We start from the raw sequence: 15,879 nt of genomic DNA on the forward strand, positions 1-15,879 counted from the left end.
TGACGCTTAGGCCACTGTCGCGGTGGGTGGCGGCCGACGAAGCTGTAGAGCGTGACCGTGACTGCTCCCGCTCCCGCCCCTGCCCGTCGCCGCATCCACCGCGCCTGGTGGGTGGCCGCCGTGGCGTTCGTGGCCATCATCGGCGCCGCCGGGATGCGCGCCACCCCCGGCATCCTCATCGACCCGCTGCACCGCGCGTTCGGGTGGTCGCGGGGCACGATCTCGCTGGCGGTGACGATCAACCTGATCCTGTACGGCCTGACCTCACCGTTCGCCGCGGCCTTGATGGACCGCTTCGGGATGCGCCGCGTCGTGGCCTCCGCGCTGGGGCTGGTGGCGTTGGGCAGCGGGTTGACGCTGTTCATGCGATCCAGTTGGGAGCTGATCATCTACTGGGGTCTCCTGGTGGGTTTGGGGACCGGGGCCATGGCCATGGCGTTCGCCGGAACCGTCACCACCCGCTGGTTCGCCACGCGCCGAGGCCTGGTCACCGGCATCCTCACCGCCGCCGGAGCCACCGGGCAGCTGATCTTCCTGCCGCTGTTGGCGATCCTGGTGGAGAACTACCACTGGCAGGCCGCCTCGGCCACCGTCGCCGGTTGCGCCCTGGCCGTGGTGCCGCTGGTGTGGTGGCTGTTGCGCGACCGGCCCGAAGACGTCGGCCTGCGGCCCTATGGCGCCACCGGCCCCACCCCCGCGCCCGTGGCGAGTGGCAACGCCGTGGCGCGCACGTTCACCGTCCTTGCCCGTGCCGCGAAGACGCGGACGTTTTGGCTGTTGGCCGGAGGCTTCGCCATCTGCGGCGCCAGCACCAACGGACTGGTGTCCACGCACTTCGTGCCCGCCGCCCACGACCACGGCATGCCCACCACCATGGCCGCGAGCCTGTTGGCCGTCATCGGGCTGTTCGACATCGCCGGGACCGTGGCCTCAGGCTGGTTGACCGACCGGTTCGACCCCCGCAAACTCCTGGGCATCTACTATGGACTGCGTGGGTTGTCGTTGCTGTTCCTGCCGATGCTTCTTGACGACAGCCTCAAACCACCCATCCTGTTCTTCGTCATCTTCTACGGCCTGGACTGGATCGCCACCGTCCCACCCACCCTGGGCCTGTGCCGCACCCACTTCGGCGACGCCGACGCCCCCCTGGTGTTCGGGTGGGTTTTGGCCAGCCACCAAATCGGCGCCGGAGCCATCGCCGTGACCGCGGGCCTCATCCGCGACCACCACGGCACCTACACCCCCGCCTGGCTCATCGCCGGAGGCCTGTGCGCCGCGGCGGCCGTCATGTCCCTGGCCATCACCAAACCGACTGCGACCCAGGCATGAGGCCCACGTCATTCTCCAGCACGACGCCACACCCCCACCCTCACCGATAACGTGACAGACATGGCCAATCTGGTAGAGGAAACAGCGCTGTTGGCGTACCGCGACGACACCGGACGCAACGCCGTCCAGCACCTGGAACTCGGGCTGGCCGGAGCCGCCCTTTTGGAACTGACACTGGCCGGACGCATCGACGTCGACACCTCAGGGCGCGTCGTCGTCCTCAACCCCGGCCCCACCGGGCACCCCGTCACCGACACCTGCCTGGCCCGTATCAGCGCCGACAAACCCCGCAAAGCCAAATCCTGGGTGCAGAAACTGTCCCGCGGCCTGAAGAACCAGGTCCTTGAAACCCTCGTCGACCAGCACATCCTCACCCACCACCGCGACGCCGTACTGGGGTTCATCCCCTTCAACCGGTACCGGCCCGCCGACGCCCGCGTCGAAGCCGACATCCGTTCCCGCCTCGAACAAGCCGTCACCCACCGCGTCGGCATCGACGAACGCACCGCGGCACTGGCCGGACTCGTGTACGCCACCCAGATGGAAAAGATCGCCCTGCCCGGCCACAAACGCCGCGAAGCCCGCAAAACCCTCAAAGAGATCAGCGAAACCTCCTGGGCCACCACCGCCACCAAGAAAGCCATCCAAGCCGCCCAAGCAGCCGTCACCGCGTCCATCGCCGCGGCGGCCTCGGCCGGAGCCGCCTCCGGCGGCAGCAGCTGACACCACGAAACCCACTGGCGCAAGGAGTACCGCGCGGGTGACCATTGAGGTCATGAACCCCCACGGGATGAAACGCATCTCCAAGAAACTGTCCTACGTGCTGCGCCACGACCCCGCGTCAATCGGCGTCACCGTGGACGCGGCGGGCTGGATCGACATCGACACCCTCCTGGCCGCCCTGACCCGACACGGCACCACCGTGTCACGCCAACAACTGGACGCCGTCGTGGCCACAAACGACAAACAACGCTTCACCATCGACGCGGAACGCATCCGCGCCAACCAGGGACACAGCATCACCGTCGACCTGGGCCTAAAGGCCCGCGTCCCCCCGGCGAGACTGTTCCACGGCACCGCCACGACCCGACTGGCCTCCATCCTCGACACCGGCCTGCGACGCGGAACCCGCCACCACGTCCACCTGTCCACCGACACGGCCACCGCCGCCAAAGTCGGGTCCCGCCACGGCATCCCCGCCGTGTTGACCATCGACGCCGCTGGCATGCACGACCACGGTCACGAATTCTTCGTCTCGGCCAACGGCGTATGGCTGGTGGACTCCGTCCCCGCCACCTACCTCACGGCCCAGTAATCAGTCGGCGTTGTTGAACGCCTCGGTCAACCACGACCGCACCTCGGCATCCACATCGGCCACGTCCCGCAGTTCAATATGGTGCATCCACACCGACTCGGCCGGATGCGCGACCTCCTTGAACCGCGACGAATCGACATGACGCGGCAACGGAAACGACAACACCGCCGCCACCTGCGAATCCACATACCGCCCCGGCCGCCACACATACGCGAACCCCCGGCCCCGGCGAAACGCGATCTGCGACTTCGACACCCGCACACTGGCCGCACCGATCCCCGCGATCGCCTCGGCCACCGCGTTGTACAACGCCAAACCCTCAGTGGAGCCGTCGAAGAACTCCTCCACACCATGGTCGGGATCCACAGCCATACTCCCACCGTACGCATGAAGCGCCGTCAACTCCAGGCCCGCGACCCGATCGCACTCACCCGACGTCGACGGTGACCACGTCGGGAAACCCCAGGCCCCGCCACGAAGCCACCACGTCACCACCCCGCACGTGGGCGACCCACAGGCTCAACGCCATGCCGTGCGTGACCACGACCAGCGTCGACGCGTCACGGTGCCGCGCGATGGCCGCGTCGAAACGCGCCACCACTACTTCACGTGGCTCCCATCCGGGATGGTCGGCCCCGGCCAGATACGCCGCCGCCAGGTCGCGGTGCCGGGGATCGAAGGCCGCCGGGCGCGTCACCTCACCGAAATCGCCGTCGACGACGACATCGCCACCCAGTCGGCGCGTGATCGCTCGAGCGGTGTCGATCGCCTTGGTCTCGGTACTGGATACCACGCGACCACCGGCATCCAGGCGGTCGGCCAGCGCCTCGGCTTCGGCGACGGCGGCCGCGTCCAGACGCCAGCACCATGGTGGCTGTCGCGCATCCACGATCGGCATCGCGTGACGCACCAGCTGGATGCGTGTCACGGCCGTGGGCCTGACGTCGCCGGGTTGGCCGTGAGGAAGAATCGGCGCATGTCTCCTGCCTTGACCGACTGCCCGTGCGGCAGCGGCGACGGATTCGACGCCTGTTGTGGACGGCTGCACGCCGGCGGCAACGCCGCCACCGCCGAGGCACTCATGCGGTCACGCTACAGCGCGTTCGCCACCGGCGATGCCGCGTACTTGTTGCGGACCTGGCATGCCTCGACCCGTCCGAGGCGCCTGGATTTGGACGCCGCGACGACGTGGACGCGGCTGGAGATCGTGGCGGTCAGCGAGGGGAGTTTGTTTCACCGGGAGGGGACGGTGACGTTCGCGGCGCACCACGTGCGTGGCGGTCGTGTCGGGGTGCAGCGGGAGACGAGTCGGTTCGTGCGGGAGGCCGACCAGTGGTTCTATGTGGATGGCGTGGGTTGAGTGGTGAGGTCGCGCAGGTAGCGGCGGCCCGGGCGGCCGCTCAACACGGTGTCGCCTGCGGGTTCGAAGCCGGTGCGGGTCAGTACTTTGTGGGAGGCGATGTTGTCGAGGGTGGTTTGGGCCCGCAAGCGTTTGAGGCCGTAGGATTCGGCGGCCAGTGCGCACACCTGGGTGACGGCGGCGGTGGCAAGGCCGCGACCGGCCGCTGAGGCACCGATGCGGTAACCCAGTTCGGCTTCGCCGTCGGCGACGTCGACGAGGTTGACGCGGCCGGTGATGTCGCCGCCCGCGTCGACGAGGACGTGGAAGAAGCATTCGCCGGTGGCTTGTTCGGTCAGCAGGGCGGCGTGCCTGGTGGCGAAGTTCGCGAAGTAGTCGTCGCCGCGGTCGGGTATCGAGGCGGCGAAGTAGGCGCGGTTGGTGACCTCGAAGTCCAGCAGGGCCTCGGCGTGGTCGGCGCGCAGTAGTTCCAGTTCCGGCACGACGCGAACGCTACCTTGCGCACGTGTACGGCGCATCGGGTTATCGCCGGGGGGGCGCAAAACGGTTGCGCGGTGCCACAGTGGATGGCAGGCTGGCGCGTTATGGCCGCTTCGCTTGCTCCCGTTGTTCCCGCCGGATACCGCGCCCGCCCCTCACAACCTGATGACGTCGCCGCGATCACCGCGCTTGTCGCCGCCTGCGAGGTGGACTTGTTCGGGCGCGTCGAATCCGATGCCGGGCACGCTCACGCCGTCTTCGCCCGTGACGGGTTGGACGCGGGGCGCGACACGGTGCTGGTGTTCGGGCCTGGCGGTGAGGTGGTGGCGTGGGCGTGGGTGAATCGGCGCAGTGAGGTGTATGTCCATCCCGCGCATCGCGGCCGGGGGCTGGGGTCGGGGTTGCTGGCGTGGATTCAGCGGCGGGCGAGGCAGGCCGGGACGGTCACGGTCGCGCAGCAGGTGCCCGACAGCGACACCGCCGCGGCCAGGCTGTTGGGTTCGGCGGGGTTCGTGGTGAAGGCGCGGGCGTGGATGTTGGGCATCGACACCGCCGGGGTGACGGTGGCCGAGGTGGACGGGATCGCGTTTCGCGGGTACCGGACGGGTGATCTGCGGGCCGCGTGGCAGGTCACCGAGGACGCGTTTGGTGACTGGAAGGCGCGGCGGACACCGTTGCGGGAGTGGGCGGCGGGAACCGTGGAGCAGTCGGCGTTCGCGCCGGGCGCCTCGGCGATGGCCTTTGACGGTGATGAGCTCGTCGGCGCGTTGATCGCGTTGGATGTGCTGGGGCGCGGTGAGGGGTATGTGGAGTATCTGGCGGTGGCCTCGGCGTATCGCGGTAGGGGTATCGCGCGGGGGCTGTTGCGGTTTTGTTTCGCGGCGTTCGCCGAGGCGGGGTACGGGCATTGCACGTTGTGGACGCACACCGACACCGGGGCGTTGTCGCTGTACGAGCGGGTCGGGATGAGCGTGGAGCGGACCGCTTCGGTGTACTTCAAGGAACTGGGCGACAACGCCTGAGACGCGCTTTCCCCGCGGCCGGTGCCACCGGCCGCGGGGAAAGGTGACGTCGGGTGCTTAGGCTCCGGTGGTCTCGTTGATCCAGTCGGTGTAAGCGGTGACGTTGGTGTAGATGGACGGACCCGTCGCGCAGGTGGGGTCGCCGTTGCCCGAGCGGCTGGTGGCGCCGATCAGCACCCAGCCGCCGGAACCGTCGTCGACGATCTGCGGTCCGCCGGAGTCGCCGTAGCAGGCCCCGGAGTCACCGTTGGGGTTGTCGGTGCACAGGTCCTTTTCGCCGATCTCGGTGCACTTGCTGGACTCCACCACGGCGGTGTCCAGCTGCTGCAGGGTCTCAGGCGCGCCCGAGCCGTCGGGGTTGGTGGCTCCCCAGCCCAGGATGCGAGACTTCGTACCGGGAGAAGCTTCGCTGCCTAGCTTGACGGGGGCCGACTCGGCCGCGGCTTCCAGCTTCACCAGCGCGAGGTCGTCGACACCGCCGGAGTAGTCGGGGTGCACCACGAACTCGGTCGGTTTGACGACTTCACCGCCGTCGGAGACGGTCTTGGTGTTGAGCCGGAACTGGTAGCCCGAGGGGTCTTCGCCCTCGACGCAGTGCGCGGCGATGATCAGCCATTCCGGGCTGATCAGGGACGCGCCGCAACGGTGCGAGCCGTCGGAGCCCTGCATCGAGGCCATGAACGAGTAATCTTGGTCGGCGTCGACGCCGCCGATGATCTTCGTCTGGCTGTCGGACGCGTCGACGCCGTCGTCGGCGTTGGCGGCGAAACCGACACCGCCGACCGCCACAGCGGCGGCCGCGACCACGGCCAGGCCGGAGTAGATGAGTCGTTTCCTCACACTAAAACCTCCATCTAGGGATTGACATATTCAGTTGTCTTGACCGAATGTACGGCACCGGCATACTCGATAGCTAGTCATACCGGCCACCCCAAAAATTCAGTGGACGCGCACCCGAAGCGGGTGCGCGTCCACTGTGTGGAGGTTTGGGATGGTTTGTCAGGCCACGTACTCGGCCAGATGCTCACCGGTCAGGGTGGAGCGTTTGGCGACCAGCTCGGCCGGGGTGCCCTCGAAGACGATGCGGCCACCGTCGTGACCCGCGCCCGGCCCCAGATCGATGATCCAGTCGGCGTGCGCCATCACCGCCTGGTGATGCTCGATGACGATCACCGACTTGCCCGAATCCACCAGCCGATCCAACAGACCCAACAGCTGCTCCACGTCGGCCAGGTGCAGGCCCGTGGTCGGCTCGTCCAGGATGTACACATCGCCCTTGTCGGCCATTTGGGCGGCCAGCTTCAGACGCTGACGTTCACCGCCCGACAGCGTCGTCAACGGCTGCCCCAACGTCAGATACCCCAGGCCGACGTCCGCCAGCCGGTCGAGGATCTTGTGCGCGGCCGGGATGCGCGCCTCACCGGAGGCGAAGAACTCCTCGGCCTGGGCCACCGACATGCCCAGCACCTCACTGATGTCACGGCCCGCCAGTTTGTACTCAAGGACCTGCGCGCCGAACCGTTTGCCCTCGCACTCCTCACACGTCGACTCCACCGTGGCCATCACACCCAGGTCGGTGAAGATGACGCCAGCGCCGTTACACGCCGGGCACGCGCCCTCGGAGTTCGCGCTGAACAGGCCCGGCTTGACACCGTTGACCTTCGCGAACGCCTTACGGATCGGATCAAGAAGCCCCGTATAGGTGGCCGGGTTGCTGCGCCGCGAACCACGAATCGCGCCCTGGTCGATGGCGATGACACCCTCGCGTCCGGCCACCGAACCGTCGATCAGCGACGACTTACCCGACCCGGCCACACCGGTCAGCACACACAACACCCCCAACGGGATGTCGACGTCGACGTCGCGCAGGTTGTGGGTGGCCGCGCCGCGCACTTCCAGGGCACCGGTCGCCGAGCGCACCGTGTCCTTCAAGGCGGCGCGGTCGTCCAGGTGACGGCCGGTGATGGTGTCGCTGGCGCGAAGCCCCGCGAGATCGCCTTCGAAACACACCGTGCCACCGTTGGTTCCGGCGCCGGGACCCAGGTCGACCACGTGGTCGGCGATCGCGATCGTCTCGGGTTTGTGCTCCACGACCAGGACCGTGTTGCCCTTGTCGCGCAACTGAAGCAGCAGCGCGTTCATGCGCTGGATGTCGTGCGGGTGCAACCCGATGGTGGGTTCGTCGAACACGTAGGTGACGTCCGTCAGCGACGAACCCAGGTGCCGGATCATCTTGGTGCGCTGCGCCTCGCCACCCGACAGGGTCCCGGCGGGACGATCCAGCGACAGGTACCCCAAGCCGATGTCGGCGAACGAGTCCAACAGGTGCTGCAAACCCGCCAGCAGCGGCGCCACCGAGGGTTCGTCGAGACCGCGGACCCACTCGGCCAGGTCGCTGATCTGCATCGCGCACACGTCGGCGATGTTCTTGCCGCCTATCTTCGACGACCGGGCTTCGGGGCTCAACCGGGTGCCGTCGCATTCGGGGCAGGTGGTGAACGTGATCGCCCGGTCCACGAACGCGCGAATGTGGGGCTGCATCGCCTCGCGGTCCTTGGACAGGAACGACTTCTGGATCTGCGGGATGAGGCCCGCGTAGGTGAGGTTGACGCCTTCGACCTTGATCTTGGTGGCCTCTTTGTACAAAAGGTCGTGGCGTTCGCGTTTGTTGAACTTGCGGATCGGTTTGTCGGGGTCGAAGAAGCCGCAGCCGCGAAAGATCCGGCCGTACCAGCCGTCCATCGAATACCCGGGGATCGTCAAGGCGCCGTCGTTGAGGGACTTCGACTCGTCGAACAACGCGCTCAGGTCGAAGTCGGTGACCGAACCCATGCCCTCGCAGCGCGGGCACATGCCGCCCAGCCGGTTGAACGTCGCCTTCTCGGCTTTGGTCTTGCCGCCGCGTTCCACGGTGATGGCGCCACTGGCTTTGACCGACGGCACGTTGAAGGAGTACGCGTTGGGGGAACCGATGTGTGGTTTGCCCAGGCGGCTGAACAGGATCCGCAGCATCGCGTTGGCGTCGGTGGCGGTGCCGACCGTGGAGCGCGGGTTGGCGCCCATGCGTTCCTGGTCGACGATGATGGCCGTGGTCAACCCGTCCAGGAAGTCGACTTCCGGGCGGGCCAGGGTGGGCATGAACCCCTGCACGAAGGCGCTGTAGGTCTCGTTGATCAGCCGCTGCGACTCCGCGGCGATCGTGGCGAACACCAGCGAGCTCTTGCCGGAACCCGACACGCCGGTGAACACCGTCAACCGGCGTTTGGGGAGGTCGACGCTGACGTTGTTGAGGTTGTTCTCGCGTGCGCCGTGCACCCGGATCAGGTCGTGGCTGTCGGCGGCGTGGCCGGTGGTGTCGGTGGCCCTTGTCATCGTGTCTCCATTGGTTGCGTGAAGGCGACTTCCCTGCTGGTCAGGCTAGCCGCCCGTTACGGGGTGGTGCTTCTCGAATCGTGATCGTCGTGGCCTCGGCCTCGCGGCGACGTGGCGAAGGCCGGTAGGGGTTCGGGTCGGCGGGTGCGCCACGCCAACAGCAGGATCGCGGCGGCCACACCGACGACGACGGTGGCCAGGCCCGAGGCGCCCAGCGTCGATCGTGGCCCCAACGCGGTGGTCAGGGGCCCGCCCAGGGCGGTGCCCAGTGGCGAGGCGGTCAACAAGACCGCGCTGCGGGCCGCCAGCATCGCCGCGAGGTGTTGCGGCGGGGACGTGGTTTGCATCAGCGTCACCGACAGCGCCACGAACGGCCCGTAGATGGCGCCGCCCAGCGTGAACGCCGCGATCGTGACGAGGGTGGGGGCGGCCAGGCCGAACGGCAGCAGTAGCGCTCCCCAGCCGATGACGATGGCGACGGTGACCGGCCACAGTGGCAGGCGTTTGAGGGCGCCGACCGCAAGTCCCCCGGCCACGGCGCCGATACCGAACAGCATCCAGTAGGCGCCAAGCAGCGTGCCGGGCGCGTGGAGGTCGTCGGTGACATGCAGGGGCAGGGCGACTTCGACCGGTCCGTACAGGAAGTTGAAGAACCACGTCAACGCGAGTAGGCCCAGTAGTGCGGGGTGGGAGCGCAGCAGGGCCAGTCCGCCGCGGGCGGCGGCCGTCTCGACCGGCGCGGCGGGCGCGGAGGCGGGCAGGCGGGTGCGGGCCACCAGCACGGCCAGGAACACATAGGTCGCGGCGTCCAGGCCGAGGACGAGTGCGGAACTGACGTAGGTGACGAGAACACCGGCGATAGCGGGCCCGGCGATGGTGGCGGCGAAGTTCAGTGTCGACACCAGCGTGTTGGCGGCCAGTCGCTGGGGTGGCGGCAGCAGTTCGGCCAGCAGCGTGTACTTGCCCGCGTTACCCCAGGCGTGCAGCAGCGACGAGCCCGCCAACAGCAGCACGTACAGGGTGGGGGTGAGCAGTCCGGTCGACCACGCCAACGGTATGGCGCCCAGGAAGACGCCGCGCACGACGTTGTCGATCAACAGCAGTCGCTTGGCCGGGATGCGGCGAAGCCACCGCGCGAACACCATCGCCCCGACGACACCGGGCAGGGTGTACGCGGCGACCGCGCCACCCACCCACAGTCCCGCGGTCCCCGGTGGCGCCAGTTCGATGGCCAGCCACGCCACCGCCACGAAACTCATCCCGTCGCCGAGATACGACACACCGAAGCCGCCGATGAGGCGACGAAAAACCCGGTTGGCCAACACCGGCCGGTACGCCGACGGTATGAGCGACATCGAACGACTCCTTTCGGGGTGGGGTGTAGTGGCGGCCGGTGCCGCCACCACACGGGGGGGTTTAGTTGGTGGCGACGGCGGTGTTCCAGGCGAAGCCGTCGGGGTCGGTGAAGGTTCCGGCGTCGGAGTCGATGACCAGCCGGTGGGAGCCGGACCCGTCGATGGGGACACCGGCGTCCTTGGCGGCGAAACGACGCCCGTACAGGGCGAGTTTGATGTTCGCGGTGGCGAACTCGACGTACTTGCGGCCGTAGCTTTTGGCGACGCTCAAGCCCTGGTCGGCGTAGAACTGTTTGGTGACGGCCACGTCCGACACGCCCAGCAGCAGCACGATCTCGTCGATGCGGCGCGTGTCGGGTTCGGTGTTCTTCTTCGACGACGAGGCGATCTTCCAGATCGTGCCGAACGGGTCCTGGACGACCGCGCCGTAACCCCAAAAGCTCTTCTTGGCGGGTTTGAGCGTGGTGGCTCCGGCCGCCAGTGCCGTGGCCACGAGACTGTCGACGGTGCTGGGCTGGCCCACCACCAGGGACATCGTGTAGCCACGGAAACCGGACGTGGGTGCCTGCGAGGCGCTGGCGCGCACCCGGTCTTTCAGGTCGAACGCGGCGGCGTAGAACGCCTCGGCGGCGGCGGGGTCGGGGGTTTCGAGGATGATGGCGTCGATGGTGGTCATGGCGGGTTCCTTCGCGATATCGGATGATCAGTGGGCTAGGGGTTGATTAGGCGTCTTGGAGCAGGCCCAAGACGTTGCCGTCGGTGTCGGTGTCGGTGACGGTGGCGACACGCCGACCGGCACCCACGTCGTGGACGGCCTCGGCGACGGTGGCGCCCGCCGCGGTCAAGCCAGCGAGGCTGGCGTCGATGTCGGCCACGTGCCAGTACGCGACCGGGCAGGTCATGTTGGCGGGGCCGCCGCCGGGAACCAGCCCGATGTGCTGGCCTTCGACGTCGAAACCGACGTAGTAGGGGCCGTCGGTCTGAGGTTCGACACCCAACAGCGCGGTGTACACGGTCTTGGCGCGAGCCAGGTCGGACACGGGGTGAAGAACGGTCTTGATGCCCTGGGTGGTCATGTCGGGTCCCTTTCGGAAGCGGGTTTTGCTGATGCCCCAACCTTCGCCGCCACGCGGGATTCGCGCATCCGTGGTGACCACGGAAACCACCACGGATCCGCGGCACGTAGCCCATTGGTGGGTTGCGGAACAATGGGCGGGTGACGGTGGAGATCTCAACCCGGGAATCCGAGGTGCTGGCGCTGGTGGGTGACCACCTGTCCAACGCCGAGATCGCCGCGCGCCTGTTCATCTCGGTGCGCACCGTCGAAAGCCACGTCTCGGCGCTTTTGCGCAAACTCGCCGTCCCCGACCGTCGGGCACTGGCGCGACACGCACCCGACCACACCCACAAGTCGACCGCGGTACCGGTGTTGCCGCGGCCGTTGACGTCGTTCATCGGCCGCGAGGCCGAACGCGCCGCGTTGGCCGACCTGGTCACCACGCACCGCCAGGTCACCGCCCTGGGGCCCGGCGGCGTCGGTAAGACCCGGCTGGCGTTGCGGGTCGCCGCCGCCGTGACCGCGCACTTCGACGACGGCGTGTGGTTCGTCGACCTGGTGTCCACCACCGACCCCGACCTGGTCGCCGCCGCCGTGGCCGCCGCGTTGGGGCTGGGGGAACAACCCGACCGCGGCATGCACGAATCCGTCATCTCCGCACTGTCGTCGCAGCACGCGCTGGTGGTGTTGGACAACTGCGAACAGGTCGTCGACGCGGTCGCGGCGTTTTTGGAGCGGCTGCTGTCGGCGTGTCCACGGTTGAGCGTCCTGGCGACCAGCCGGGCCCGGTTGATGGTGCCGTTCGAACACGTCTACCCGGTGCCGCCGTTGTCGCTGTCGGGCGACGGCGACAGTGACGCGGTCGAGTTGTTCACGCAGCGAGCCGCCGCCGCGGGCCAAGCCCCCGACGCATCGACGCGGGAGGCGATCGCGCACCTGTGTCAACGCCTGGACGGGATGGCCCTGGCCATCGAACTGGCCGCTGCCCGCTGGCCCACGCTCGGCCTCGACGGCCTGACCGCCGCCTTGTCGGATCCGTTGCGGATGCTGTCGGGGGGTTCCCGCGCCGCCGACCGGCACCGGTCGGTCCGCGCGGCCCTGGACTGGAGCCACGCCCTGCTGGCGCCCGACGACCAGAAACTGTTGCGGCGGGTCGCGGTGTTCGCCGCACCGTTCACCATGGCCGCCGCCGTACACGTCACCGGTATCGACGCCGGTGTCGTCGCCGACGGCCTGGCCCGCCTGAGCGAACAAAGCCTCCTGACAGCGGTGTCCACCGCCAACGGCACCCGGTACCGGGGCCTGGAGACCATCCGCCAGTACGGCACCGAACGTCTCGCCGACGCCGACGAGGAGTCCGCCACCCGCCAGCGGCACGTGGCGTGGTGCCTGGCCACCGCCACCGACCTGACGCAGGCGCTACCCGACTGGCGGGCCCGGTTCGACACCGTCGCCGACGAACTGCGCGCGGCCCTGGCCTGGGCGAGCCGGCAAGCCGAGCATCGCGCCGACGCGCACGACCTGGCCGCGCGACTGGCCGCGTTGACGTTCACCCGCGGCCTGATCGGCGAATCGCAGCAACGACACGAACAAGCCGCCGCCCTCGCCACGGACCCGCGCGACGCCGCGGTGATGTTGCGCGGGGCCGCGGCCGTGGCCGCGTGCCGGATGCGCGGCGACGACATGTACCGCCTCCACCTGGCCGCCGCCGACGCCGCCCGCGACGCGCGCGACACCCCGGCCGCCGCCCGTGACCTGGCCACCGCCGCCACCCACGCCTACCGGTTCTCCGGAAAGTTCACGCACCTGCCGTCCCACGACGAAGTGGTCGCGCTCATCGACCAGGCCCGCGACCTCGCCGGCGACGACCCGGACGCGGTCGCGGCGGTGGCGCTGGCCGAAGCCGGGGTCCTGTACGACGCGTTCGGTGCCGCCCAGGGCCCAGCCGACAACAACGTGCCCGACACCCTCGCGCACGCGCGACGCGCCGTCGCGCTGGCCCGCGACACCGGCGACGCAATCGCCCAATCCGCGGCACTGGACACCCTGACCGGCGCGCAAAGCTGGGGCGGCGATGCCTTCGGGGTGGCCGCCACGATCAACAACCGCATCACCCTGGTGACGCCGCTGTCGGAAAGCCCGCAACGGACACTGGAGTTGACCGACGCGCTCAGCCAGGCCATCGAAGCCGCCCTGGGCGTGGGCGACCTGCCCGGCGCCCGCGAATGGGTGCGCCGCCTGGCCGAGCATCCACTGTTGACCGAGGTGTCGTTTCGCGCCACGAGCTGGCTGCTGGTGATCGACGCACTGGCAGGCGACGTCGCCGACATCCCCGACGTCGGCGAACGGTTCGCCGAGGCGTGGCGCAGGGCCGGTAGCCCGCGCTCCACCCACCTGGCTCCGGCCGCGGCCGCCGCCGTCATGGCCCACGACCTGGGCGGCGACGAGACCGCCCGCCGCGAATGGGAACAGGCCCTAGATCACCTGGGGACCTTGCCGGGGCACGCGTTCAGTTACCTGGCGATCTTCGACAGCATTCGCTTCCTGCACGACGGTGACGTCGAGCGGGCGTGGGAACGCACCGCGCCCGAACCCGACGACGTGTGGAAATGGGTCACCTGGTTGTGGCTGCACTGGTACGTCGCGGTGCGCTGCGAGGCCGCCGTGTTGGCGGGCAGACCCGACGCCGCGCAACACGTCGCCAAGGCGCGCACGGTCGTGGCCGCAAACCCGGTCGCAGGCGCCATGGTGGAACGCGCCGACGCCCTCCTCAAGGGCGATCGTGACCGGGTCGCGGCCACCGCGCGGGCGTTGACCGACGCCGGTTGCGGCTACCAGGCGGCGCGCAGTCTGGTGCTGGCCGGTGGCGACCACGCCGCGCGGGGTCAGGCCGCGTTGGCGAAGCTCGGGCTGCGCCCGATGGCCCCGGGGCCGGAAATCGATTGGACGCGGTGAGGGGCGGGCTTGTAGCGTGCCGTTGACCGTGACTCGGCTTGAGGAGGTGAGACCCATGAACGAAGCGACGTGGGTGCTCCTGCTGGGGGTCACGGCCGGGCGATTGACGTAGGTGTCGCCGGGAGCGCCTGACCCACCAGGCATTCCCGAAAGGCAACACCCATGCACACCCCACCACCCTCCACCGACCACGAACCGGACACCTTCGATGTGATCATCGTCGGGTGCGGGCCCACCGGCGCGATGCTGGCCGCCGAACTGCGACTGCACGGCATCCGGGTACTCGTCCTGGAAACCGAAACCGGGCCGACGTCGTTCGTGCGCATCGTCGGTCTGCATATCCGCAGCATCGAGCTGTTGGCGATGCGCGGCCTGCTGGATCGCGTCGCGCCGCACGCGCGACAGCGCCCGGCGGCCGGGTTCTTCGCCGCCATCGACAAACCCGCCCCCACCGGTCTGGACACCGCCCACCCGTACCTGTTGGGGATTCCGCAGCCGGTCATCGTGCGGCTGCTGGAAGAACACGCGACCGACCTGGGTGCGCGGGTCCAGCACGGTGTCGCGGTGACCGGTGTCGAGCCCGACGACGACGGCGTCACCGTCACCCTGGACGACGGTCGATGCATGCGGTCGCGGTATCTCGTCGGCTGCGACGGCGCCCGCAGCACGGTCCGCAAACAGCTGGGCATCGCCTTCGACGGCCAGCCCGCTCAAACGCAGACGTTGATGGGCGAGATGGAGGCGGGCGTGGCGCCTGACGAGATCGCCGCCGCGATGCGGCGTATCGGCCAGGGCGACAGGCGGTGGTGGCTGCGGCCCGTCGGTGTCGGCCTCTACAGTGTCGTCGTTCCCGCCGAGGGTGTCACCGATCGCGCGACACCACCCACGTTGGAGGATGTCCGGCGACAGTTGCGTGCCGTCGCGGGAACCGATTTCGGTGTGCACTCGCCGCGTTGGCTGTCCCGCTTCGGCGACGCCACGCTGTTGGCGGAACGGTTCCGGGTGGGGCGGGTGCTGTTGGCGGGCGACGCGGCGCACATCCATCCGCCGCTGGGCGGGCAGGGCCTCAACCTGGGGGTTCAGGACGCGTTCAATCTCGGCTGGAAACTGGCCGCGCACATCCGAGGTTGGGCACCGGTGACACTGCTGGACACGTACCAGGCTGAACGTCGCCCCGTCGCCGCCGATGTCTTGGACAATACGCGCGCCCAGATGGCGTTGCAGGGAAGCGAACCAGGTGCCCAAGCGATGCGCCGGTTGGTGAGCGAGTTGATGGACTTCGACGCGGTGAACCGGCATCTGATCGCGAAGATCACCGCGATCGACATCCGTTACGACTTCGGCGACGGCCCCGACCTGCTGGGCCGTCGACTGCCCGACCTCACGACGAAACAAGGCCGCCTCTACGGGTTGTTGCATCGGGGGCGGGGGCTGCTGTTGGACCGCACCGGGCGCCTGGGTGTGGGTGCCTGGTCGGACCGGGTCGACTACCTCCCCGACCCCGCAGCGGAACTGAACGCTGCGTGTGTCCTGTTGCGGCCCGACGGCCATGTCGCGTGGATCGGCGACGACCAAGACGACCTGGACGAGCAGTTGGCGCGCTGGTTCGGGCAACCCAACCAACCGTGATGTAG

At 68.8% G+C, this 15,879-nt stretch carries 15 protein-coding genes; 7 read left to right on the plus strand and 8 right to left on the minus strand.

Going from position 1 to position 15,879, the window contains the following annotated elements:
* Window positions 1–51 precede the first annotated feature (51 nt).
* Genes SNAS_RS15800 through SNAS_RS15810 form a run of 3 tightly spaced genes read left to right on the plus strand, consistent with a single transcriptional unit; the run spans window position 52 to window position 2,644 of the window.
* Window positions 52–1,329 (plus strand): MFS transporter, encoded by a 1,278-nt coding sequence (locus SNAS_RS15800; protein WP_052305018.1) that lies wholly within the window; start codon window positions 52–54, stop codon window positions 1,327–1,329.
* A 60-nt stretch (window positions 1,330–1,389) separates the two neighbouring features.
* A complete protein-coding gene (locus tag SNAS_RS15805; RefSeq protein WP_013018445.1) occupies window positions 1,390–2,052 on the plus strand; it encodes a GOLPH3/VPS74 family protein in 663 nt (220 codons plus the stop codon).
* A 52-nt stretch (window positions 2,053–2,104) separates the two neighbouring features.
* Window positions 2,105–2,644 (plus strand): RNA 2'-phosphotransferase, encoded by a 540-nt coding sequence (locus tag SNAS_RS15810; protein ID WP_041626283.1) that lies wholly within the window; start codon window positions 2,105–2,107, stop codon window positions 2,642–2,644.
* On the opposite strand, the gene SNAS_RS15815 is transcribed toward SNAS_RS15810, so the two are convergent.
* Together SNAS_RS15815 and SNAS_RS32855 are read right to left on the minus strand one after the other, a co-directional pair.
* Window positions 2,645–3,016 (minus strand): DUF5655 domain-containing protein, encoded by a 372-nt coding sequence (locus SNAS_RS15815; RefSeq protein WP_013018447.1) that lies wholly within the window; start codon window positions 3,014–3,016, stop codon window positions 2,645–2,647.
* A gap of 55 nt (window positions 3,017–3,071) precedes the next feature.
* Window positions 3,072–3,572 carry a histidine phosphatase family protein gene (locus tag SNAS_RS32855; RefSeq protein WP_013018448.1) on the minus strand — a complete coding sequence of 167 codons (501 nt, stop codon included), beginning with the start codon at window positions 3,570–3,572 and terminating at the stop codon, window positions 3,072–3,074.
* A 48-nt stretch (window positions 3,573–3,620) separates the two neighbouring features.
* On the opposite strand from SNAS_RS32855, the gene SNAS_RS15825 reads away from it, so the two are divergent.
* On the plus strand, window positions 3,621–4,004 hold the full coding sequence (locus SNAS_RS15825; RefSeq protein WP_013018449.1) for a YchJ family protein: 384 nt from the start codon (window positions 3,621–3,623) through the stop codon (window positions 4,002–4,004).
* On the opposite strand, the gene SNAS_RS15830 is transcribed toward SNAS_RS15825, so the two are convergent.
* The gene (locus SNAS_RS15830) at window positions 3,983–4,486 is read right to left on the minus strand and encodes a GNAT family N-acetyltransferase (RefSeq protein ID WP_013018450.1); all 504 of its coding nucleotides are present in this window, start codon (window positions 4,484–4,486) and stop codon (window positions 3,983–3,985) included. The two genes, SNAS_RS15825 and SNAS_RS15830, sit on opposite strands and share 22 nt — an antisense overlap.
* Window positions 4,487–4,588: 102 nt before the next feature.
* Here SNAS_RS15830 and SNAS_RS15835 point away from each other — a divergent pair, with 102 nt between their 5' ends.
* Window positions 4,589–5,506 (plus strand): GNAT family N-acetyltransferase, encoded by a 918-nt coding sequence (locus SNAS_RS15835; protein ID WP_013018451.1) that lies wholly within the window; start codon window positions 4,589–4,591, stop codon window positions 5,504–5,506.
* A 57-nt stretch (window positions 5,507–5,563) separates the two neighbouring features.
* Here the strand turns inward: SNAS_RS15835 and SNAS_RS15840 are convergent, their stop codons facing one another.
* The 5 genes from SNAS_RS15840 to SNAS_RS15860 form a co-directional block, all read right to left on the minus strand.
* A complete protein-coding gene (locus SNAS_RS15840) occupies window positions 5,564–6,346 on the minus strand; it encodes a S1 family peptidase (protein WP_013018452.1) in 783 nt (260 codons plus the stop codon).
* Window positions 6,347–6,505: 159 nt separating this feature from the next.
* Window positions 6,506–8,878, minus strand: a complete 2,373-nt coding sequence (locus tag SNAS_RS15845) for an ATP-binding cassette domain-containing protein (RefSeq protein ID WP_013018453.1) — start codon at window positions 8,876–8,878, stop codon at window positions 6,506–6,508.
* A gap of 56 nt (window positions 8,879–8,934) precedes the next feature.
* The gene (locus tag SNAS_RS15850) at window positions 8,935–10,233 is read right to left on the minus strand and encodes an MFS transporter (RefSeq protein WP_013018454.1); all 1,299 of its coding nucleotides are present in this window, start codon (window positions 10,231–10,233) and stop codon (window positions 8,935–8,937) included.
* 61 nt (window positions 10,234–10,294) lie between these two features.
* A complete protein-coding gene (locus tag SNAS_RS15855) occupies window positions 10,295–10,909 on the minus strand; it encodes a VOC family protein (RefSeq protein WP_013018455.1) in 615 nt (204 codons plus the stop codon).
* A gap of 46 nt (window positions 10,910–10,955) precedes the next feature.
* Window positions 10,956–11,309, minus strand: a complete 354-nt coding sequence (locus SNAS_RS15860) for a VOC family protein (RefSeq protein ID WP_013018456.1) — start codon at window positions 11,307–11,309, stop codon at window positions 10,956–10,958.
* 140 nt (window positions 11,310–11,449) lie between these two features.
* Here SNAS_RS15860 and SNAS_RS15865 point away from each other — a divergent pair, with 140 nt between their 5' ends.
* Window positions 11,450–14,245, plus strand: a complete 2,796-nt coding sequence (locus SNAS_RS15865) for an ATP-binding protein (RefSeq protein WP_013018457.1) — start codon at window positions 11,450–11,452, stop codon at window positions 14,243–14,245.
* A 162-nt stretch (window positions 14,246–14,407) separates the two neighbouring features.
* Complete coding sequence (locus SNAS_RS15870; protein ID WP_013018458.1) at window positions 14,408–15,874, plus strand: FAD-dependent monooxygenase; 1,467 nt, start codon at window positions 14,408–14,410, stop codon at window positions 15,872–15,874.
* Window positions 15,875–15,879: the final 5 nt, after the last annotated feature.

This window comes from Stackebrandtia nassauensis DSM 44728 (assembly GCF_000024545.1).
Classification (GTDB): domain Bacteria; phylum Actinomycetota; class Actinomycetes; order Mycobacteriales; family Micromonosporaceae; genus Stackebrandtia; species Stackebrandtia nassauensis.

Coding starts and splice junctions, on each gene's coding strand:
- SNAS_RS15805 (WP_013018445.1), top strand. CDS start 1,390: ATGGCCAATCTGGTAGAGGAAACAGCGCTGTTGGCGTACCGCGACGAC.
- SNAS_RS15810 (WP_041626283.1), top strand. CDS start 2,105: ATGAACCCCCACGGGATGAAACGCATCTCCAAGAAACTGTCCTACGTG.
- SNAS_RS15815 (WP_013018447.1), bottom strand. CDS start 3,016: ATGGCTGTGGATCCCGACCATGGTGTGGAGGAGTTCTTCGACGGCTCC.
- SNAS_RS15825 (WP_013018449.1), top strand. CDS start 3,621: ATGTCTCCTGCCTTGACCGACTGCCCGTGCGGCAGCGGCGACGGATTC.
- SNAS_RS15835 (WP_013018451.1), top strand. CDS start 4,589: ATGGCCGCTTCGCTTGCTCCCGTTGTTCCCGCCGGATACCGCGCCCGC.
- SNAS_RS15845 (WP_013018453.1), bottom strand. CDS start 8,878: ATGACAAGGGCCACCGACACCACCGGCCACGCCGCCGACAGCCACGAC.
- SNAS_RS15850 (WP_013018454.1), bottom strand. CDS start 10,233: ATGTCGCTCATACCGTCGGCGTACCGGCCGGTGTTGGCCAACCGGGTT.
- SNAS_RS15855 (WP_013018455.1), bottom strand. CDS start 10,909: ATGACCACCATCGACGCCATCATCCTCGAAACCCCCGACCCCGCCGCC.
- SNAS_RS15860 (WP_013018456.1), bottom strand. CDS start 11,309: ATGACCACCCAGGGCATCAAGACCGTTCTTCACCCCGTGTCCGACCTG.
- SNAS_RS15870 (WP_013018458.1), top strand. CDS start 14,408: ATGCACACCCCACCACCCTCCACCGACCACGAACCGGACACCTTCGAT.